We start from the raw sequence: 20,500 nt of genomic DNA on the forward strand, positions 1-20,500 counted from the left end.
TTTACGGTTCGGGGCAGTGGCCGCCGCCCTAGCCAGGAGGTCCTTCCCTTGCGCCTGCTCGCCAGAGTGGTCCCGGTGCTAGCCCTGCTAGCCGGGACCCTGATAGCCGTGACGAACGCGCCCATCGCAGCCGCAGCCCACGAGGACTGCCGGCCGGACGGGCTGTACAAGACGCCGGGCGTCGACGTGCCCTACTGCACCGTCTACGACACCGCCGGCCGCGAGAACATGGGGACCGACAAGTCCCGCCGGGTGATCGGGTACTTCACCAGCTGGCGCACCGGCAAGAACGGCCAGCCGGGCTACCTCGCCAAGGACGTCCCCTGGACCAAGGTCACCCACCTCAACTACGCGTTCGCCCACATCGACGCGCAGAACAAGATCTCCGTGGGTGCGCCGGACGCGAACAACTCCTCGATCGGCATGGAGTGGCCGGGCGTCGCGGGTGCCGAGATGGACCCGTCGCTGCCCTACAAGGGCCACTTCAACCAGCTGACGAAGTACAAGAAGCAGCACCCGAACGTCAAGACGCTGATCTCGGTCGGCGGCTGGGCCGAGACCGGTGGCTTCTTCAACGCCGACGGCACCCGCAACGCCTCCGGCGGCTTCTACAAGCTCGGCCAGTCACAGGCGGCGATCGACACGTTCGCCGACAGCGTGGTCGCGTTCCTGCGCCAGTACGGGTTCAACGGCGCCGACATCGACTACGAGTACGCGACGTCGAACAACCACGCCGGCAACCCGGACGACTTCTGGATCTCCAACGCCAACCGCGGCACGCTGTGGGCCGGCTACCAGGCGATCATGAAGACGCTGCGCGAGAAGCTCGACCGCGCCGGTGCCGCCGACGGCAAGCACTACCTGCTGACCGCCGCCGTGCCCGCCTCCGGCTGGCTGCTGCGCGGCCAGGAGACCTACCAGGTCGTCAAGTACCTCGACTACCTCAACGTCATGAGCTACGACCTGCACGGCTCGTGGAACCACTTCGTGGGCCCGAACGCGGCGCTGTACGACGACGGCAAGGACGGTGAGCTCGCGGCCGGTGGCGTGTACACGGCACCGCAGTACGAGGGCATGGGCTACCTGAACACCGACTGGTCCTACCACTACTACCGCGGTGCCATGCAGGCCGGCCGGATCAACGTCGGCGTGCCGTTCTACTCGCGCGGCTGGCAGGGCGTCACCGGTGGCACCAACGGGTTGTGGGGCCGCGCGGCCCTGCCCAACCAGTCGCAGTGCCCGCCCGGCACCGGCACGTCGGTCGGCTCGACCACGCCGTGCGGCAACGGCGCGACCGGCATCGACAACCTCTGGCACGACGTCACCGCCGGTGGCGCCGAGGTCCCGTCGGGCGTGAACCCGTTGTGGCACACGAAGAACCTGGAGAACAAGATCACCGGTTCGTACTCGGCGCAGTACGGCCTCGACCCGGTGAACGACCCGACCGACCGGCTCACCGGCACCTACTCGCCGTTCTACGACACCACCATGCAGTCGCCGTGGCTGTGGAACAACGACAAGAAGGTGTTCCTCTCCACCGAGAACGAGCAGTCGATCGCGGCCAAGGCCAAGTACGTCCGCGACAAGGGCCTCGGTGGCATCATGATCTGGGAGCTCGCCGGTGACTACCGGTACGACCCGGTCAAGAAGGAGTACTTCATCGGCGACACGCTGCTGTCGACGATCGACACCGGCCTGAACGGCGCGGCGCCCTACGGTGCGGCGAAGGCCACGACCCAGCAGTCACAGGTGCTCGCGGTCGACGTCGACGTCCACGGCTTCGCGTTGGGCGACAACAACTACCCGATCACGCCGAAGATCAAGTTCACGAACCGCTCGAACGTCACCATCCCCGGTGGCACGAAGATCGCGTTCGACTACGGCACCAGCGCGCCGGGCAGCATGGCCGACCAGTCCGGGTTCGGGCTCAAGGTCGTGTCGAAGGGGCACAGCGGGCCGAACGTCGGCGGCCTCAAGGGCGACTTCCAGAAGGCGGAGCTCGCGCTGCCGTCGTGGCAGTCGCTCGCACCGGGCGCGTCGATCGAGCTGACCGTCAGCTACCAGCTGCCGATCTCGACGCCGTCGAACTTCGTGTTCACCTTCGGCGGCCAGTCCTACGCCATCTCCGCCGACCACCCGCGGATCGGCGGCGGCACCCCGCCCACCTCGACCACCACGACGACGACCACGACCACCACCACGACCACGACCACCTCCAACCCGCCGGTGTGCGCGCTGCCGGCGTGGGAGCGGGGCAAGGTCTACAACGGCGGCAACGACGTCTCGCACAAGGGCCGCAAGTGGCGGGCCCAGTGGTGGACGCAGGGCGAGGAGCCCGGCACCACCGGTGAGTGGGGCGTCTGGCGCGACCAGGGCGCCTGCTAGCAGGCGGTGATCGTCAGGACGCGGGTCTTGGGCGGGTGTGACCGCTCGGGACCCGCGTTCTGCTTCAGGGGCTCTCGCAGTACCGGTCACAGCAGGGTCTCCCGGACGCCCCGGGACGCGTGTCAGCGTTTCCGCGGCAGCCGAACCAAGGGGAGACGGAAACCAATGGCGGACAACCGGTTCACCACTCACGCGGAGCTCTTCGACCTGAGCGGGAAGCACGCGCTCGTCACCGGCGGCACCAGGGGCATCGGAATGATGATGGCGCGCGGCCTCCTGCAGGCGGGCGCCCGCGTCGTCATCAGCTCGCGCAACGAGGACGCGTGCGCGGAGGCCCAGCGCCGGCTGTCCGAGTTCGGCGACGTCCGGGCGATCCCCGCCGACCTGTCCCGGCACGACGAGTGCCGGCGTCTCGCGGATCTCGTGCAGGCCGGCTCGGAACGCCTGGACGTCCTCGTGAACAACGCGGGCGCGATGTGGCGCGAGCCGCTGGAGACGTTCCCGGACGAGGGCTGGGACACCGTGCTCGACCTCAACGTGAAGTCGCCGTTCTGGCTGGTGCAGGCACTGCTCCCGGCACTGCGCAGGGCAGGCACCGCCGATGACCCCGCACGGGTCGTCAACGTGGGCAGCATCGCCGCCATCCACGTCGCCGAGGCGCCCAACTACTCCTACGCCAGCAGCAAGGCGGCGCTCCACCAGCTCACCAGGGTGCTCGCCAGGGAGCTGGGCCCGCAGCACATCACGGTGAACGCGGTGGCGCCGGGACCGTTCCCGTCGCAGATGATGGCGGCCACGATCGAGACCGCCGGCGACCGGATCGCGGCGAAGGCCCCGCTGCGCCGGCTGGGCCGCGACGACGACATGGCGGGAACCGCCGTGTTCCTCGCCAGCCGGGCCGCGTCCTACCTCACCGGCGCCGTCATCCCGGTGGACGGCGGCATCGCGACGACCGCGTCGGGCACGTAGTGCGGGGTACCGGCAGGGCCTCCCACGCCCTGCGGCCAGCGCCTACGGTGAAGGGATGGCGACGACCGACCTCCGCACCGAGATCAAGGAGTTCCTGAGCTCGCGTCGCGCGCGGCTCACACCGGAACGGGCAGGACTGCCCGCCCACGGCGGCGGCAACCGCCGGGTCCGCGGTCTGCGGCGCGAAGAGGTGGCTGTGCTGGCCGGGGTGTCGGTCGACTACTACGTGCGGATGGAGCGCGGTGGCCTCGCCGGCGCCTCCGACGGGGTGCTCGACGCGGTCGCCGCCGCCCTGCGGCTCGACGAGGCCGAGCGCGAACACCTGTTCCGCCTCGCGCGGCAGTCCAGGACACCCGGCGGTCCACGCCGCCGGCGCCCCGCCATGACGGTGCGTCCGGCGCTCCAGCAGGTGCTCGACGCCATCACCGACGCGCCGGCTTGGATCTGCAACGGCCGGTACGACGTCCTGGCCACGAACCAGCTCGCCCGCGCGTTGTACGCACCGCTGCCGGCGGATGCGCGACGGCCGGCGAACACCGCGCGGTTCGTGTACCTGGAACCCGAGGCGGCGAGGGCGTTCTTCGTGGACTACGACCGGATCGTCGGCGACGTGGCCGCGAAGCTGCGGCTGGAAGCCGGGCGCAGCCCCCACGACGAGGAGCTGGTCGCCCTGGTCGGTGAGCTGTCGACGCGCAGTGAACCGTTCCGGCAGCGGTGGGCGACCCAGGACGTCCGGCACCACCGGTCCGGCCGGAAGCGCCTGCACCACCCGGTGGTGGGCCGGCTGGACCTGGACGTCGAGTCGATGGAGCTGCCCGCCGAACCCGGCCTGCTCCTCACCGTCTACACCGCACCCGCCGGCACGCCGGCCGCGGACGGCCTGGCACTGCTGGCGTCGTGGGCGGCCGGCCAGGACCGGCAGGCGACCGGGGCGCGGACACCCGGCTGAGGAGAGTCAGCGATCTGTCAGGCGCGGGTCTTACGCTGGTCGGCGTGACCGCCTCCGACCCGCGCCTGCAGGAGCTCGTGCTCCTGCGCAAGGTGCGCGACCGCATCGACCGCGAGTACCGCGAGCCGCTCGACGTGGCCGCGCTGGCCCGCGGGGTGCACCTGTCCGCCGGGCACCTGTCGCGGGCGTTCCGCGCGGCGTTCGGCGAGTCGCCCTACAGCTACCTGATGACCCGCCGCATCGAGCGGGCCATGACGCTGCTGCGGCGCGGCGACCTGTCCGTCACCGAGGTCTGCTTCGAGGTCGGCTGCACCTCGCTCGGCACGTTCAGCACCCGGTTCTCCGAGCTCGTCGGCATGTCGCCGAGCCAGTACCGCAAGGTCGCGGCCGAGGACGGCCAGGGCATCCCGAACTGCCTCGCGAAGGCCGTGATGCGACCCATCAGGAATCGAGAAGCGGCGGCCGGTCCGTCCGATTAGGTTGACCGCCATGTCCGTCATCATCGCCGCGGCGTTCCTGCCGGCCGACGACCCCGAGAAGTCACTCGGCTTCTTCCGCGACGCACTCGGTTTCGAGGTCCGCCAGGACGTCGGCCAGGGCACCATGCGCTGGATCACCGTCGGGCCACCCGACCAGCCGGAGACCGGCATCGTGCTGCACCCGCCCGCCGCCGACCCCGGCGTGAGCGACGAGGAACGCCGCACCATCGCCGTCCTGATGGCCAAGGGCGTCTACACGGCGCTGTCACTGGCCACGAAGGACCTCCAGGGCACCTTCGACCGCGCGCGGAAGTGGGTCGAGTCCACCGGCGCCGGCGAGGTGCTGCAGGAGCCCGAGGACCAGCCGTGGGGCGTGCGGGACTGCTCGTTCCGCGACCCGGCCGGCAACCTGGTGCGCATCAACCAGCTGTGAGCACGGCGCCGGGCGCGGCGTACCCGACCGGCCCCTCGCAGCGGGTGCCGGCACGGGTGACCGCGTCCTGCGGGGTCAGGGAGCGGCCCACGTGCGTGACGACCAGCCGTCGCGCCCGTGCCTGCCGCGCCGTCTCGCCCGCCTGCTCCGGCGTGTGGTGCGCCTCGTCCGGCACTGTGCCGTCGGCCTCGCACAGCAGCAGGCCGGTGTCCTGGGCGAGGTCGGTGAGGGCGGCGCACGGTGCCGTGTCACCGGAGTAGGTCAGGGACGTCCCCGCCTCGATGCGCACCGCGAACGCCGGGAGGCCGTGCCGCACCGCCCTGGACGTGAGGTGCAGGCCGCCGATCCGCGCCTCGTGGCCGTCGGTGAGCTCGGTGATCGCGAAGGCGTCCTCGACCGGGCTGCGCCGCGGGCCGTTGGTGAGGAACGCGGCGAGCCGGTCGGCGGTGCCGGGCGGGCCGAACAGCGGGACCGGCGCGCGGTCGACGTCGGCGTACCGCAGGGCGTAGAACGCGGTGAGCAGGTCGGCGCAGTGGTCGGCGTGCAGGTGCGAGATCCAGATGGCGTCCAGGGTGGCCAGCGACGTGTGGCGTTGCAGCGGGCCCAGGGTGCCGGTGCCCGCGTCCATCCACACGCGAGTGTCGCCGTGCGACACCAGGTAGCCCGAGCACGGGTTGTCCGCCGCCGGGTACGGGGTCGCGCTGCCGAGCACGGTCAGGCGCAGGCTCACCACCGGACGACCCTAGCCGCACACGGGCCGCCCCCGGCGGCGGGTGGCCGTCGGGGGCGGTGGGAGGGGAGTGCCGTCAGACCCGCTGCCAGAGGGCGGGCGTGTTCGGCGGCTCCCAGCCGGGGAGGGCCGTGTGCCCCTGCAGCGCGCGGTAGGACCCGCCGTCGTAGGTGACCTGGGCGCCGGTGGCGTAGTAGGTGTACGCGGCCCACGAGTCACCACCGCCGGGCGGGGTGCTCGTGGTCGTGGTGGTCGGCTGGGTGGTCGTGGTCGGGCCGGCGGAGGTGACCAGGCGCAGACCGTAGGCCTGCAGGATCTCGGTCACCGGCTGGAAGTAGATGGTGCCGCCGGACTGGCAGTTGCCGGACCCGCCGGAGGTCACGCCCTGCGCCTGGTCGCCGGTCAGCCACGAGCCGCCGGAGTCACCGGGCTCCGCACAGGCGTTGGTGCGGGTCAGGCCGGTGATGGTGCCCTCGGGGTAGGTGACGGAGGCGTTCTTCTGCTGGATGGTGCCGCAGCGCCAGCCGGTGGTGGAGCCGGAGCGGCAGACCGAGGCGCCGACCGGGGCCTCCTGGGAGCCCGCGACCGGGACGGTGCCGGGGTAGCGGTTGACCAGGCCGCGCGGGGTGTTGCCCGCGTCGGTGCGGACCCAGGCGTAGTCGTTGCCGGGGAAGCTGCTGCCCTGGATGGTGCCGCCGGGGTTGGAGGTGCGCCCACCCGCGGACCCGCAGTGGCCCGCCGTGACGAAGCCGCCCTCGACGGCGAAGCCGATGGAGCAGCGGCCGCCGCCCGGGATGCTGTAGGCGTTGCCGCCGATGACGTCGACCAGCGGCCTCGGGTCCTCGGTGCTGGCCTCGACGGTGACGACGTCGCCGGGCACCCCCGCCTCGGCCGCCCACGCCCTCGCCTGCGCCTCGCCACCGGAGCGGGCGAGCACGGTGACCTTGTTGGTGCGCACGTCGACGTACCAGCCGGGAACGGCGTCAGGTGCCGTGGTGGCCTTGGCGTCCAGCCTGGTCTTCGCGCTGTCCAGAGTGGACGCGCTGTGCTTCGCCGCGACGGCGACGGCGCCCCGTGAGCGCACCGCGCCCGTCAGCGCCGAGTCGGTCACCGCGACGGTGAGGGTGCGGCCGGTGCCGTCCAGCCAGGACCCGGCGTAGGCCGCGCCGAGCTGCGCCCTCAGCGCGGCGTCGGTCTGGCCGGCGACCTTCTCGGCGCTCAGGCGCGCACGCGCCTGGTCAGGGGAGATGCCGAGGTCACGGGCCATCGCGGTCAGCATGCCCTGGTCGGTCGTGTCGGCCGCGGTGGCGCTGGTCGTCAGCGCCACCGCGGCGGCCAGTCCGGCCGCTGTGATCGCCGCTGTGGCGGCGGCGATGAGCTTGCGGTTCATGTCCGCTCCTTGCGTGCAGGGTGGTTGCCGCCACACCCTAAGATGAGGTCCAGACCAATAGGTACATACCAATTGGCCATAAAAATCGGGAGTTCGCCCTGCCCGGTCCCCGGTGCGAACGCCGTCCGCTGCCCGCCGGAAAGATAGGGTTGGCCGGTGGACGAACCCCAGTGGTTGCAGTGGCGCCGGCCCGGCCCCGCCCCGGCCCAGCGGCGGCGGGACATCGGCGTCGCGGTGCTCGTGCTGCTGGGCGGGGTCGAGTTCACCGTCCTGGTGGACAGCATCGGCGGGTACGCGTTCTCCGACCCGGCCGGCCTGCGCGAGCAGCTCGCCTGGATGGTCGCGCTGGCGGTACCGCTGGTCGTGCGCCGCCGGTACCCGATCGCGGTGATGCTGGTCGTGTCGGCGCTGTTCATCGCCGCCCAGGTGAACAAGGCCGGTGACAGCCTGGTCCCGTCGGCCGTGCTGTTCCTCGCGATCTTCACCGTCGGCGCGTGGGAGCCGAACCGGGTGCTGGCGCGCTGGTCGCGGATCGGCGTGATCGCCGCCATGTTCCTGTGGCTCGGGTTCAACCTCGTGCAGTTCCTGCTCGGCCCGGACGTGCCGGAGGACCTCGTGCCCGGCCTTCTGGACCCGGTGCTCGCCCGTGTCCTCTATGGACTCGAATTCAACATCTTCTTCTTCGTCTTCGCCTATGTGGTCGGTGAGATGGCGTGGACGGCGGCGCGGCGGCAGGCGCAGCTGGAGTTCCAGGCCGACGAGCTGCGCCGGTCGCAGGAGCAGAACGTGCGGGGCGCGATCGCCGCCGAACGCATGCGCATCGCCCGCGACCTGCACGACGTGGTGGCCCACCACGTGTCGGTGATGGGCATCCAGGCCGGTGCGGCGCGGCGGGTGCTGGACTCGGACCCGGTGCTGGCGCGGGACGCGTTGCAGACCGTGGAGAAGACGGCGCGGACCGCGATCAGCGAGCTGCGCGGGCTGCTGGGCGTGCTGCGGGCCGACGCGGAACAGGACTTCCAGGCTGCGCCCGGACTCGACGACCTGCCCGAGTTGCTCGAAACCGCCCGGTCGGCCGGTCTGGAGGTCTCGCACGGCGTCTACGGCGAGCCGCGCGAGGTGCCGCCGGCCGTCGCCGTCTCGGCGTACCGGGTGGTGCAGGAGGCGTTGACGAACGTGGTGAAGCACGCCGGAGCCGGCCACGTCGACGTGCGGATGCGGTACCTGGACAGCGCACTGGAGCTGGAGGTGGCCGACGACGGGCGCGGGCGCCCCTCCGGTGAGAGCGGCTTCGGGCTCGTGGGCATGCGCGAACGCGTTGCCGTGCACGGCGGAACCCTCGAAGCGGGACCGCGGCGCACCTCGGCGGGTTACCTTGTGCGCGCATCGCTGCCGACAGAGGAGAAGGTGTGAGTCTGCGGGTCGTGCTGGCCGACGACCAGGACCTGGTGCGCGCCGGGTTCCGGGTCATCCTCGGGACCGAGCCGGGCATCGAGGTGGTCGGCGAGGCCGGCGACGGCGCCGCGGCCGTCGAGCTGGTCGCGCGGCTGCGGCCCGACGTCGTGCTGATGGACGTGCAGATGCCGCGCATGGACGGCCTGGAGGCCACCCGGCGCATCCTGTCGGCCGACGGCGGCACCCGCGTGGTGATCCTCACGACGTTCGACCGCGAGGACTACCTGTTCGAGGCACTGCGGGCGGGAGCGAGCGGGTTCCTGCTGAAGAACGCCTCCCCGGAGGACCTCGTCGACTCGGTGCGGGTGGTGGCACGCGGCGACGCGCTGCTCTCACCCGAGGTGACCCGGCGGGTGATCGCCCGCTTCAGTGCACCCCGGCAACCCGCGCGCACCCGGCCGCCCGAGCTGACCGACCGCGAGTACGAGGTGCTGGTGGAGCTGGCGAAGGGCGCGTCGAACGCGGAGATCGCCGCCGCGCTGTACCTGGGGGAGGCGACGGTGAAGACGCACGTGTCCCGCGTGCTCGCGAAGCTGGGGCTGCGCGACCGGACGCACGCGGTGGTGTTCGCCTACGAGCAGGGGATCGTCACGCCCGGCGGGTGACCAGGGCGGGAACGTCATCGAACTTTGTCGACCAAGATTCAACATTGTCAAGACCGGCCCTCGCCCGTCATCCTCATCGCCAGCACTTCTGCGGCAACACGGACGACGGCGTGGGATCGGGTGGCATGAGCTCAACAGGATCGAACAACGCGGCTGAGGCCTTCCGGCGGCTGCACGGCACCGACCCCATCGGGGTGTGGTCCGCGCCGGGCCGGGTGAACCTCATCGGCGAGCACACCGACTACAACGACGGGTTCGTGCTGCCGTTCGCCATCCCGCAGCGGACGTGGGTGGCCGCGGCGCCGCGCGAGGACGGCCTGCTCACGCTCGCGACCGTGGAGGGCGACCGGACCACGACCGCCGAGCCCGTCCCCGTCGGCGAGGTCGAGCCGGGCGGCGTGCAGGGCTGGGCGGCCTACCCCGCCGGGGTCGCGTGGGTGCTGCGGCAGCAGGGCGTGACCGGCGGGGCTGACCTCGTGATCGCCGGGGACGTGCCGCGCGGGGCCGGGCTGTCGTCGTCGCACTCGCTGGAGGTGGCGAGCGCGCTGGCGCTGCTGGGGCTGAGCGGGCGGGAGGAGTCCGCGAGCGACGTCGCCAAGTGGGTGCAGGTGGCGGAGAACGACTTCGTGGGCGCGCCGACCGGGCTGCTCGACCAGACGGCGTCGCTGTGCTGCACGGACGCGCACGTGCTGTTCCTCGACGTGTGGTCGGGGGAGCGGGAGCAGGTGCCGTTCGACGCCGCGCGGCACGGGCTGGAGGTCCTCGTGATCGACACGCGGGTGAGCCACTCGCTGGTCGAGTCCGGGTACGGGGAGCGGCGCAAGGGGTGCGAGGAGGCGGCGCGGCTGCTCGGGCTGCCGTCGCTGCGGGACGCCGGGGGCTGGGACGGGCTGCCCGAGCACCTGCGGCCGCTGGTCCGGCACGTCGTCACCGAGAACCGGCGCGTCGAGGACACCGTCGCGCTGCTCCGGCAGGACCGGTACGAGGAGATCGGGCCGCTGCTGAGCGCGTCGCACGCGAGCCTGCGCGACGACTACCGGGTGTCCTGCGCCGAGCTCGACGTCGCCGCGGCCACCGCGGAGGAGGCCGGTGCGCTCGGAGCGCGGATGATCGGTGGCGGGTTCGGCGGGTCGGCCATCGCGCTGGTGCCGCGGGAGGTGCGCGGCGAGGTCGAGCGGCGGGTCGCGGAAGCGTTCGCGGAGAACGGGTTCACCGCACCCAGGACGTTCGTCGCGGTGCCGTCGGCCGGGGCCGGGCGCGACCTCTGACCGGTTGCCACGTGCGGCAGTGCCGGGGTCGTCGCGCAAGGGCAGTCGCACGGCAAGGCCGGCAGCGACACGCGACGTGACCAACGCCTGCCGGAGCACGCCGACGCGTCCTCGGTCGCCGTGCGTACCGACGAACGAGGACGAACGACACCCCCGGGGGCGACGAAGGTCGACACCTGCCGTCGACCTTCGGCTGAAACCGGCCCTCCCGCCTTGACCGTGCCGCTACGGCACGGTTTCGACTGGGACCCGGTCGTTCCGCATCGAACGGCCGGGTTTCCACAGTGGAGGGCGCGCTCGAGCAGCGCGCCGTCGGGGGAGGAATTCGGACATGCGAAAAGCGTTGTCCCTGGCCGCGGCGCTGGCCGCGGCGACGGCGTTGGTGGTGCCGGGCGCGGCATCGGCGACGCCGGCACCGGTCGTGCAGTGGCGGGAGTGTCCCGCGGACGTGGCGCGGCCGGGGCTGGAGTGCGGCACCCTGCAGGTGCCGCTGGACTACCGCAAGCGCGAGGGGCGCAAGATCGAGCTGATGATCTCGCGCCTGGCCAGCACGAACCCGGAGAAGCGCCGCGGCATCCTGCTGACCAACCCCGGTGGGCCCAGTGAGGGCCTGACGTTGCCCGGTGACCTCAAGCTCGGCGGGATGCCGCAGAGCGTGCTGGACGGCTACGACCTGATCGGCATGGACCCGCGCGGCTTCGGCTACAGCACGCCGGCCACGTGCGACCTGACCGAGGAGCAGATGTACCTCGGCAACGTGCCGCCGTACGCGGTGACGCAGGCCGACGTGCGCAAGCGGGCCGACGAGGTCCGCCAGATCGCCCAGCAGTGCACCACGTCGTCGACGGCGTACCTGTTGCCGCACAACACGACCGCGAACATCGCCCGCGACCTCGACTCGGTGCGCCAGGCACTGGGCGAGCGCAAGGCGTCGTTCCTCGGCTACTCGTACGGCACGAACCTGGGCGCGGTCTACACGACGCTGTTCCCGCGCACGACCGACCGCGTGGTGCTCGACAGCAACCTGGGCGCGGGCGGCTGGGACGTCGAGGGCAGCCGCAACTACGGCCGCGGCACCGAGGACACGTTCCCGGACTTCGCGCGGTGGGCCGCCGCACGCCCCGAACTGGGCCTGGGCGCCACCCCCGCGGCGGTGCGCGCGAAGTACTTCGCCATCGCCGGGAAGCTCGACCGCACGCCGTCCCCGGAGGGCGTCACCGGCCAGCTGTTCCGGCTGCTGACCTTCGGCGGCCTGTACTCGACGACCGACGCGTCGTTCGGCAAGCTGGCCGCCCGCTGGCAGGCCCTCGACGCCGGCACCCCGCTGCCGCCGGACAACACGCCGGTCCCGGCACGGGTCGAAAGCCTGATCTCCGGCCGGTTCTACGTGGTGTGCGGCGACTCCCGCTGGCCGACCGCGGTCAGCACCTACGAGCGCAACGTGGCCGTCGACCGCGTGCGGTACCCGCTGTTCGGCGCGGCGGGCGCGAACATCATGCCGTGCGCGTTCTGGCCGGACCCGGTCGAGAAGCAGGTCAAGCCCACCGACCGCGGGCCGCGCAACGTGCTGATGGTGCAGAACGAGCGCGACCCGGCGACGCCGCTGTCCGGTGCGCGGACGATGCGCCGGGCGTTCGGGGACCGGGCGGCGATGCTGACCCTCGACCACGGTGGGCACGGCGCCTACCCGTTCGCGGGCAACGCGTGCGCCAACGAGAAGGTGACGTCGTACCTCCTCGGCGGGGAACGGCCGGGCGACCAGAAGTGCTAGGTGGTTGAGCAACCGGCCGGAACCGTGCCGCGTGCCCGCTCGGGCACGCGGCACGGGTCGTCCTCCGCGAGGATGATGCCGCGCGGCGGACGCGATCTTGAACCCGGCCGCATAGCGTTCCCGGCATGTTGACGGTGACGGGGATCAGCCGGAGCTTCGGCGACCACCGGGTGCTCGACGACGTGAGCTTCGACGTGCGGCCCGGCCGCATGACGGGGTTCCTGGGCGCCAACGGGTCCGGCAAGACGACCACGATGCGGATCGTGCTGGGGGTGCTGGCCGCGCACGGGGGTGCGGTGAGCTGGCGGGGGCAGGCGATCACGCCGCAGAACAAGCCGCACTTCGGGTACATGCCGGAGGAGCGCGGGCTCTACCCCAAGATGAAGGTGCGCGAGCAGATCACGTGGCTGGGGCGGCTGCACGGGGTCGACCGGGAGGTCGCGCAGCGCAACACCGACGAGCTGCTCGCCGACCTGGAGCTGACCGACCGGGCCGACGACCGGCTGGAGCAGCTGTCGCTGGGCAACCAGCAGCGGGTGCAGATCGCGGCGGCGCTGGTGCACGAGCCGGACGTGCTCATCCTCGACGAACCGTTCTCCGGGCTCGACCCGATCGCCGTGGACACGGTGCTCGACGTGCTGCGCAAGCGCGCCGCGAACGGGGTGCCGGTGTTGTTCTCGAGCCACCAGCTCGCGATCGTCGAGCGGTTGTGCGACGACGTCGTGATCATCTCCAAGGGGCGGATCGCGGCCAGCGGGTCGCGGGAGGAGCTGCGGCAGCGGCACGCGAACGACCGGTACGAGGTCGTCGTGGACACCGACGCGGGGTGGGTGCGGGACGTGCCGGGTGTGTCGGTCGTGGAGCTGGACGGGCCGCGCGTGGTGTTCGAGGGGGCATCACGCGCGGTGCTCGAACAGGCCCTGCAACGCGGTGAGGTGCGGTCGTTCGCGCCGGTCGTGCCCACGCTCGACGAGATCTTCAAGGAGGTGAGCTGACGTGGCGCAGACGTTCACGAAGGCGACGTGGCTGGTCGCCGAGCGGGAGATGAGGACGTTCGTCAGCACCAAGGGGTTCTGGATCGGCTTCCTCGCCACCATCGCAGGGTTGTTCGCGCTCACCGTGCTGCCGACGGTGTTCGGCGGTGACGACCCGAAGGTCGCGGTGGTCGGGTCCGCTGCCCAGGTCGTGCAGGGCAAACCGCTCGACGTGCGGGAGGTCGCCGACGTCCAGGCCGCGCAGGAGCTGGTCCGCGCGGACGAGGTCGAGGCGGCGATCGTGCCCGACGGCTCCGGCATCAAGGTGCTGGCGCTCAACGACCCGCCGACCGCGGTGATCTCTCAGCTGGTGCAGGCGCCGCCGGTGGAGCTGCTCGACCCGTCGGCGGTGAGCTCGGACCAGCGGTTCGTCGTGGTGCTCGTGTTCGGGCTGGTGTTCCTCATGTTCGGCATGGGCGGCGCCGCGATCGCGCAGAGCACGGTGACCGAGAAGCAGACCCGGATCGTGGAGATCCTGGTGTCCACGGTGCCGGTCAAGGCGCTGCTCGCCGGCAAGATCGTCGGGCACGTCATCCTGACGATGGGGCAGGTGGTGGTGCTCGCCCTCACCGCGCCGATCGCGCTGCGGGTCGCGGGGCAGCAGGAGCTGCTCGCGGTCGTGGCACCGGCGCTGGGGTGGTTCGTGCCGTTCCTGTGCCTGGGGTTCGTGCTGGTGTCGTCGCTGTGGGCGGTCGCGGGCGCGCTGGTCAGCCGCCAGGAGGACCTCGGCTCGACCATGGGCCTGGTGATGCTCGCGGTGATGGGCCCGTACTTCGGCGTCCAGTTCTTCTTCGACAACCCCGCGGTGCTCGGCGTCATGTCGTTCGTGCCGTTCACGGCCGGCGTCGCGATGCCGGTGCGGATGTTCGCCCAGCAGGCCGCACCGTGGGAGGCGCTGGTGTCGCTCGGCATCCTCGCCGCCACCGTCGTGGTGATCCTGCTGGTCGCCTCGCGGCTGTACACCGGATCGCTGCTGCAGACCGGGGGACGGGTCAAGCTGGCCCGTGCGTGGGCGCCCGCCGAATAGGCGAGACTGTGCGGCATGGTCGCTGATCCGATTCGCCTCGCCGTCGTCGGCCTGGGTGCGATGGGCACCCGGATGCTGACGGCGGCGCAGGCACATCCCGACTTCACCGTGGTCGCCGGTGTCGACGTCGTGCCGCGTGCGGTGGACGTCCCCGTGGTGCCGTCGCTCGACGACGTGCTGTCCGATGTGGACGCCGTCTACCTCGCCACGCCGCCTGCCGTGCACGCCGGGCAGGCCGTCAAAGCGCTCGCCGCGGGCAAGGCGGTGTTCTGCGAGAAGCCGCTGGCCGTCGACCTCGGCGAGGCGCGGGCGATGGCCGAGGCCGCGGCCGGGCACCCGAACGCGGTGAACTTCGCGCTGTCGGACATGGCCGCGACGCTGGAGGTCGAACGGCAGCTGCCTTCCCTCGGCGAGCTGCGCGGAGTCGAGGTGCGGCTGCAGTTCCCGAAGTGGCCGCGGGAGTTCCAGAAGGACGCGCTGTGGCTGGCCGAGTCGCGGCAGGGCGGGTTCGTGCGGGAGGTGCTGTCGCACTTCGTGTACCTCACCGACCGGGTGCTCGGGCCGCTGGCGGTGGAGTCGGTGTCGGCGGACTTCCCGTCGGCCGGCGCCGCCGAGGTCGCGGCACGCGGGGTGCTGCGCAGCGGCGGTGGCGTGCCGGTGCACGTGTCGGCGTTCTCCGGGCTCGCCGGGCCCGAGGTCTACGAGTGGACGGTCTGGGGCACGCGCAGGTCGTTGCGGCTCAGCCAGTGGGCGCGGCTGTCCGGTTCGGACGGCGGGCCGTGGGAGCCGGTCGAGCTCGGTGCGCGCGGCTCGGACTCGGCGCGGCTCGGGCTGTTCGCGCAGGCCGTGCGCGGGGAGCACCCGCGTGACCTGGCGGACTTCGCCAGCGGCCTGCGGGTGGCCGAGGTCGTGGAGGCGTTCCTGCGGTAATCGCGTTGCCGCGCGCATGACGCCCCGCCAGGATCGGCGGGGTGAAGCTGCTGTTCGTCACCCTCTTCGGCCACGGCCACCTCACCCCGACGTTGCCGCTGGTCGAGGAGGTGACCCGGCGCGGCCACGAGGTGTGGTACGCGACCGCCGCCGAGCACGCCGACGCGGTCACGGCGGCGGGCGCGCGCTGGCTGGAACTGCCCGCGCTGCCGCCGTTCGAGCCGAAGACCGCGAACCCGGTTGACGAGTGGTTCCCGCACTACTTCGCCGCGATGGCCGCGATCCACCCGGTGCTGCTCGAACACTGCCGCCGCGACCGGCCCGACGTGGTCTGCTACGACGCCACGAACTGGCCCGCACGGGTGGTGGCACGCCAGCTGGACATCCCGGCGGTGCGGACCGTGCCGCACTTCGTGTCCAACGAGCACTTCCGGCTGATGGACCCCGCGATCGCCTGGGCGGTCGAGGAACCGTGCGCGCGGTTCGCGGCGGAGCAGGGCGTCGAGCTCGACGTGCCGAGCACGCTGGACGCGCCGGAGGAGTGCAGCATCGTGCTGGTGCCACGGGAGTTCCAGCCGGCCGGGGACACGTTCGACGAGACCTGCCACTTCGTCGGACCCCTGCTGGGCCGCCGCCTGGACGAGCGGTGGACGCCGCGGCACGACCTGCCGCTGCTCTACGTCTCGCTCGGCTCGTTGCTCAGCGACGAGGACTTCTACCGGGTGTGCGTCGAGCAGTTCGGCGACGGCGCGTGGCAGGTCGCGTTGAGCGCCCGCGCCGACCTCGGCCCGCTGCCGGACACGATCGACGTGCGCCCGTGGTTCCCGCAGCCCGCGGTCCTCCGGCACGCGGCCGTGTTCGTCACGCACGGCGGCATGAACTCCACCATGGAGGCCCTGCACGCCGGTGTGCCGCTGGTGGTCGTCCCGCAGACGCCCGAGCAGGTGAGCAACGCCAACCACATCACCGCGCTGGGACTGGGCGAACGCGTGCACGACCTCGCGGACCTGCGTGCGGTCGTCGACCGGGTCGCGACCAGCGACCGCATCCGGCGCAACGTCGACCGGATGCGGGCCGCTGTCCGCAGCGGCGGCGGTGTGCAGCGGGCCGCCGACCTGGTGCTCAGCCGAGCACCTCGCGCAGCTTGACGGCGAACTCCTCCGGCTTGCCCGCGTACCCGAACTCACCGCCGATGAACCCGCCGTGGTGGCTCGGGAACACGACCGCCTCCTGCCCGAGCAACCGTGCCGTGTGGACGGCAGTGCGCGCGGTGAACGCGTCGCCGGTCTCCTCGCCGACGGCGATCACGACGCGGGTGGACGCGGCCTTGAGGTCGTCGACGCGCGGGTAGTAGTCGGTGATCGCCAGCGACGAGGTGCCGAGCAGCGGGTCGTCGCGCTTGCCGTCGTCCTCGGACGGCATGCCGAACTGCGCCGGGTCCGGTGCGGGCAGCGCGAAGTACTCGTCGGTGTACTCGCCCTGCCACGAGCTCATCTGGATGAACGCCGCCATGCCCGCGCCGCCGCCCTTGGCCTGGTATGCGGCCATGAACGCGTCACGCGCGCGCCGGGCGGCGGCCGCGTCGGGCAGCACGTCGATCATCGGCGGCTCGTGCGCCACGAGCGTGACGACGTCGTCCGGGTAGGACGCGACGAGCTCCAGTGCCGTGACCGCGCCGCCGCTGGACGCGAACAGGTCCACCGGGCCGCCGACGGCCTGGATCACCGCGTGCACGTCCGCCGCCTGCGTCTCCGGGGTGTTGTCGGTGCGGCCGTCCGACCTGGTGCTGCGGCCGAGGCCGCGCGGGTCGTAGGTGATGACCGTGCGGTCGGGGAACTGCGCGCGCAGCGCCGTGAAACCGCTCGCGTCCATCGGCTGGCCGATCATCATCAGCGGCCGGCCGCCCTCGCCCTCCACGTCGTAGGCGATGGCGGCGCCCTCGGTGTCCAGGATGTGGGTCGTCATGGTGTTCTCCCCAGTGCTGTGGATGCCCTGAGCAGCGTAGTCACAGACGTGAACCGCGCTGCCCCGACAAGCCGATCGACGTGCGGGAAACCGGCTGATATCAACGGGTGCATGACCCGAACAGCAGTGGTGACCGGCGGCGGCACGGGCATCGGCAGGGCGGTGGCGGCGCGGCTTGTGGAGCAGGGCCTCGACGTCGTGGTCACCGGCCGCCGGGAGGACGTGCTCAAGGCCGCGGCCGACGAGATCGGTGCGCGGGCGGTGGTCTTCGACGCCGCCGATCCCGACGCCGTCCAGAACGCGGTGGCCGACCTGCCGTCCCAGGTGGACGTGCTGGTCAACAACGCGGGCGGCAACATGACCCGGCGCCTGCCCGCGCCGCGGAACCTGACCGACGTCCGCGACCTGTGGATCGCCAACTACGAGTCCAACGTCATCAGCGCGGTGCTCGTCACGACCGCGCTCGAACCGCGGCTGGCCGACAACGCCCGCGTCGTCACGATCGGCTCGATCGCGGGCCGGCGCGGCTCCGGTGCCTACGGCGCGGCCAAGTCGGCGGTCGAGGCGTGGACGGCGGACCTGGCGTTCGCACTGGGAACGCGGGGGATCACGGTCAACGTGGTGTCACCGGGCGTCGTCGAGGACACCGAGTTCTTCGGCGGCACGCTGTCGGAGGAACGCCGGAAGAAGCTCGTCGGCAACCCCGCCAACGGCCGCGCGGGCACGCCCGCTGACGTCGCGGCCGCGGTGGCGTTCCTGACCGCACCGGAGGCGGGGCACATCACTGCCCAGGTCATCGGCGTGAACGGCGGAGCCGGGCTCGGACGCTGAAGGCGACCACCGCCACCAGCACGCCGGCGAGCGCCACCCAGGAGAACTCGGCCAGGTAGTGCTCGGCCGCCTCGCCGACGAAGTAGACCGCCGCCGTCGTGCCGCCGGCCCACGCGATGCCGCCCAGAGCGTTGGCCAGCAGGAACTTCCCGTAGTGCATGCCCATCGTGGCCGCGAGCGGACCGGACAGGATCCGCAGCAGCGCCACGAACCGGCCGAAGAACACCGCCCAGGCGCCGTGCCGTTCGAACAGCGCCTGGGCGCGGCCGACCTTTCCTGCGTCGAAGTGCCGGGGGAACTTGGCCTCCGCCCACGTGAAGACGCGCGGCCCGAACCGCTTGCCCAGCGCGTACCCGACGCTGTCGCCGAGGATCGCGCCCGCACTCGCGCAGATGCCCACGACGACCGGGTTCACGCCGTCGTGGTGCGAGGCCATCAGCGCGGCCGTGACGAGCACGATCTCGCCGGGCAGCGGGATGCCGACGCTTTCGAGACCCACGACCAGGCCCACGACCACGTAGACCAGCAGCGGCGGGACGGTCTGGAGCCAGTGGGACAGCACGTATGCGATCTTCCCCCGAATCCGCCGGGAGCGCAGGGAACGTCGACCAGGACAGCGGTCAGCTAAGCACCTTGCACACGCCAGTCAAGCAGGGGCGAGCTGGGCGGTGGACCCGGACGGGGGCTGCCGGCCCTGATCCCGGCCGGCTCCGTGGTCCGGTCCTCGGTGTCGGCGTCGATGCTGACGCAGGTGTGCGAGGCGGTGCCGGGGTCAGTCGGGGTCCGAGGCCAGCGGCAGGAAGTACACGAGCGCGTCGTCCACGCCGTCGAGCCCGATGACGTCGTGGGCGATGTCGTCGTAGAACCCGCCGACGAGCCCGGTGCGGATGCCGAGGTTCGCGGCGGTCACCGTGAGGTTCTGGGCGAGGTGCCCGGCCTCGGTGAACGCGAACCGCAGCGCCCGCAGGCCGTAGGTCTGCCGCAGTGAGCCGAGCCGGATGTAGAGCGCGAGCACGGCCGGTGTGCCGCCGAGCTCGGTCGTGCCCGGCCCGAACCACATCGAGGTCGCCTCCAGGTCCGGCACCGGCGGTGCCTCGCCGAACCAGGTGAGCGCCCGGTCGACCTCGTTCACCTCGTAGCGGCCGGGGGCGAGGCCGTCGACGTTGAGCGCGATGAGCCGGATGCGGGCGCAGTACTGGGCCCCGGCGCTCGGGTAGGGCCAGCGGCCGTCCTTCGGGGACATCGCGTTCCACAGCAGCGTGCCGAGCTGCTCGGAGGTGAGGTCGCCGGTCAGGTCGCGGCTGGTCCGGCGGGCCCGCAGCGTGTCGGTGTCCACCGTGGAGGGCAGCGTGGCGGTGGCCGGCCAGACCCGCCGGTTCAGGGCGGTCTTGCGGGGCAGCTGGTCGGTGAAGCCGGGCAGGAACTTGCTCGCCTCCAGGTAACGGCGGTCCGGCGCGGTCTCGCCGTCCTCGTGGAAGTCGGTCAGGCCGGTGGGCGACAGGGCGGCGGCCGCCGTGGTCCAGCAGATCATCCGCTCCTCGTTGGGCGTGACGCCCACGCGGTTGAGCAGCATGTGCAGCTGGGACGCCCACACGTGCGGCAACCAGGTGCCCAGGCGCCGCCCGGCGTCGGTGACCGCCGCGGTCCAGTGCGAGACGGCGCCGCGGGGCTCGCGGTACCAGCGGGCGGCGAGGTCGCGGCCGCGTTTGGCGAGGAGCTGGTAGGCGGCGTGCTGCGAGCCGATCGTGGGCGGCGGCGCCTGCTCCTGCACGTTGCGCCACCCCGCGCCGAGGCTGCGCAACCAGCTCGCGGCCTGCGGCAGGTTCAGGTCGAGCGCCCGTGCCGTGGCGATGGTGAGGTCGATGGCCGCGGTGAGGCGGGCGCTGTCCGTGCGGGCCGCCCGCAGCACGGCCAGTGCGACCTCCGTGCTGCGGCAGAACACCTCCTCGGCGACCGGCAGCGCCTCCCGGCCGCCGTACCGCTCGGTCTCCGGGACGTACTCGACCTCGCGGACGTCCCCGTGCGGCAACCAGTCCGGGTCGTCGGTGCCTGGCTGGAAGTCCTGTGCGGCGATGAGCCGGGTGAGCGTCGCGGTGAGTTCGCCGACCTGGTCCCCGGTGGCGTCCTTGACGCGGACGCGCAGGTGCGGGCCGGTCTCCCAGTAGCGCAGGAAGTACCACTCGTGGCCGGCCATCGCCGGGGCGAGCGCGTCGGCGATGAACGTGTCGACGTCCGTGCGGTTCCAGGAGACCCTGCAGTGCAGGCCGGTCCAGGTCACA

At 72.2% G+C, this 20,500-nt stretch carries 19 protein-coding genes; 14 read left to right on the forward strand and 5 right to left on the reverse strand.

The window, feature by feature from the left end; genetic code table 11:
• The first annotated feature begins 108 nt into the window (after positions 1-108).
• From ACZ7CF_RS05325 to ACZ7CF_RS05345, 5 genes are all read left to right on the forward strand, one after another.
• On the forward strand, positions 109-2,385 hold the full coding sequence (locus ACZ7CF_RS05325) for a glycosyl hydrolase family 18 protein (protein ID WP_470368918.1): 2,277 nt from the start codon (positions 109-111) through the stop codon (positions 2,383-2,385).
• Positions 2,386-2,550: 165 nt separating this feature from the next.
• On the forward strand, positions 2,551-3,354 hold the full coding sequence (locus ACZ7CF_RS05330) for an SDR family oxidoreductase (protein WP_470368919.1): 804 nt from the start codon (positions 2,551-2,553) through the stop codon (positions 3,352-3,354).
• 55 nt (positions 3,355-3,409) lie between these two features.
• The gene (locus tag ACZ7CF_RS05335; RefSeq protein WP_470368920.1) at positions 3,410-4,303 is read left to right on the forward strand and encodes a helix-turn-helix transcriptional regulator; all 894 of its coding nucleotides are present in this window, start codon (positions 3,410-3,412) and stop codon (positions 4,301-4,303) included.
• A 44-nt stretch (positions 4,304-4,347) separates the two neighbouring features.
• Positions 4,348-4,782, forward strand: coding sequence for a helix-turn-helix transcriptional regulator (locus ACZ7CF_RS05340; protein ID WP_458432745.1), 435 nt, complete (start codon positions 4,348-4,350; stop codon positions 4,780-4,782).
• 10 nt (positions 4,783-4,792) lie between these two features.
• Positions 4,793-5,215: a VOC family protein gene (locus ACZ7CF_RS05345; RefSeq protein ID WP_360384671.1), complete on the forward strand. Its 423-nt coding sequence runs from the start codon at positions 4,793-4,795 to the stop codon at positions 5,213-5,215.
• On the opposite strand, the gene ACZ7CF_RS05350 is transcribed toward ACZ7CF_RS05345, so the two are convergent.
• Together ACZ7CF_RS05350 and ACZ7CF_RS05355 are read right to left on the reverse strand one after the other, a co-directional pair.
• Entirely contained in the window at positions 5,202-5,948 is a 747-nt protein-coding gene (locus ACZ7CF_RS05350) for an MBL fold metallo-hydrolase (protein WP_360384669.1), read from the reverse strand. The genes ACZ7CF_RS05345 and ACZ7CF_RS05350 overlap by 14 nt on opposite strands.
• Before the next feature lie 73 nt (positions 5,949-6,021).
• On the reverse strand, positions 6,022-7,335 hold the full coding sequence (locus ACZ7CF_RS05355) for an alpha-lytic protease prodomain-containing protein (protein WP_360384667.1): 1,314 nt from the start codon (positions 7,333-7,335) through the stop codon (positions 6,022-6,024).
• 156 nt (positions 7,336-7,491) lie between these two features.
• On the opposite strand from ACZ7CF_RS05355, the gene ACZ7CF_RS05360 reads away from it, so the two are divergent.
• The 8 genes from ACZ7CF_RS05360 to ACZ7CF_RS05395 all read left to right on the forward strand — a co-directional run bounded on the left by ACZ7CF_RS05360 (position 7,492) and on the right by ACZ7CF_RS05395 (position 16,573).
• The gene (locus ACZ7CF_RS05360) at positions 7,492-8,748 is read left to right on the forward strand and encodes a sensor histidine kinase (protein WP_360384665.1); all 1,257 of its coding nucleotides are present in this window, start codon (positions 7,492-7,494) and stop codon (positions 8,746-8,748) included.
• Complete coding sequence (locus tag ACZ7CF_RS05365; protein WP_458432742.1) at positions 8,745-9,395, forward strand: response regulator; 651 nt, start codon at positions 8,745-8,747, stop codon at positions 9,393-9,395. The genes ACZ7CF_RS05360 and ACZ7CF_RS05365 overlap by 4 nt, the downstream gene beginning before the upstream one ends.
• A 125-nt stretch (positions 9,396-9,520) precedes the next feature.
• A complete protein-coding gene (gene galK, locus ACZ7CF_RS05370) occupies positions 9,521-10,663 on the forward strand; it encodes a galactokinase (protein ID WP_470368921.1) in 1,143 nt (380 codons plus the stop codon).
• Between the two features lie 331 nt (positions 10,664-10,994).
• Positions 10,995-12,434, forward strand: a complete 1,440-nt coding sequence (locus ACZ7CF_RS05375) for an alpha/beta hydrolase (RefSeq protein ID WP_470368922.1) — start codon at positions 10,995-10,997, stop codon at positions 12,432-12,434.
• A gap of 125 nt (positions 12,435-12,559) precedes the next feature.
• Positions 12,560-13,429, forward strand: coding sequence for an ABC transporter ATP-binding protein (locus tag ACZ7CF_RS05380; protein WP_360384656.1), 870 nt, complete (start codon positions 12,560-12,562; stop codon positions 13,427-13,429).
• Position 13,430: 1 nt separating this feature from the next.
• Positions 13,431-14,495 carry an ABC transporter permease gene (locus tag ACZ7CF_RS05385; protein ID WP_360384654.1) on the forward strand — a complete coding sequence of 355 codons (1,065 nt, stop codon included), beginning with the start codon at positions 13,431-13,433 and terminating at the stop codon, positions 14,493-14,495.
• 15 nt (positions 14,496-14,510) lie between these two features.
• The gene (locus ACZ7CF_RS05390; protein WP_470368923.1) at positions 14,511-15,425 is read left to right on the forward strand and encodes a Gfo/Idh/MocA family protein; all 915 of its coding nucleotides are present in this window, start codon (positions 14,511-14,513) and stop codon (positions 15,423-15,425) included.
• A 41-nt stretch (positions 15,426-15,466) separates the two neighbouring features.
• Entirely contained in the window at positions 15,467-16,573 is a 1,107-nt protein-coding gene (locus ACZ7CF_RS05395; protein ID WP_470368924.1) for a macrolide family glycosyltransferase, read from the forward strand.
• Here the strand turns inward: ACZ7CF_RS05395 and ACZ7CF_RS05400 are convergent.
• Positions 16,548-17,390, reverse strand: a complete 843-nt coding sequence (locus tag ACZ7CF_RS05400; RefSeq protein ID WP_360384648.1) for an alpha/beta fold hydrolase — start codon at positions 17,388-17,390, stop codon at positions 16,548-16,550. The genes ACZ7CF_RS05395 and ACZ7CF_RS05400 overlap by 26 nt on opposite strands.
• Before the next feature lie 111 nt (positions 17,391-17,501).
• Here ACZ7CF_RS05400 and ACZ7CF_RS05405 point away from each other — a divergent pair, with 111 nt between their 5' ends.
• Positions 17,502-18,221: an SDR family NAD(P)-dependent oxidoreductase gene (locus ACZ7CF_RS05405; RefSeq protein WP_470368925.1), complete on the forward strand. Its 720-nt coding sequence runs from the start codon at positions 17,502-17,504 to the stop codon at positions 18,219-18,221.
• Here ACZ7CF_RS05405 and ACZ7CF_RS05410 read toward each other — a convergent pair.
• Both ACZ7CF_RS05410 and ACZ7CF_RS05415 read right to left on the reverse strand, forming a co-directional pair.
• Positions 18,184-18,783, reverse strand: a complete 600-nt coding sequence (locus ACZ7CF_RS05410; RefSeq protein WP_470368926.1) for a DedA family protein — start codon at positions 18,781-18,783, stop codon at positions 18,184-18,186. The genes ACZ7CF_RS05405 and ACZ7CF_RS05410 overlap by 38 nt on opposite strands.
• Before the next feature lie 210 nt (positions 18,784-18,993).
• Positions 18,994-20,499: a thiopeptide-type bacteriocin biosynthesis protein gene (locus ACZ7CF_RS05415; protein WP_470368927.1), complete on the reverse strand. Its 1,506-nt coding sequence runs from the start codon at positions 20,497-20,499 to the stop codon at positions 18,994-18,996.
• Position 20,500: the final 1 nt, after the last annotated feature.

The organism is Lentzea sp. NPDC036955, from assembly GCF_055608005.1.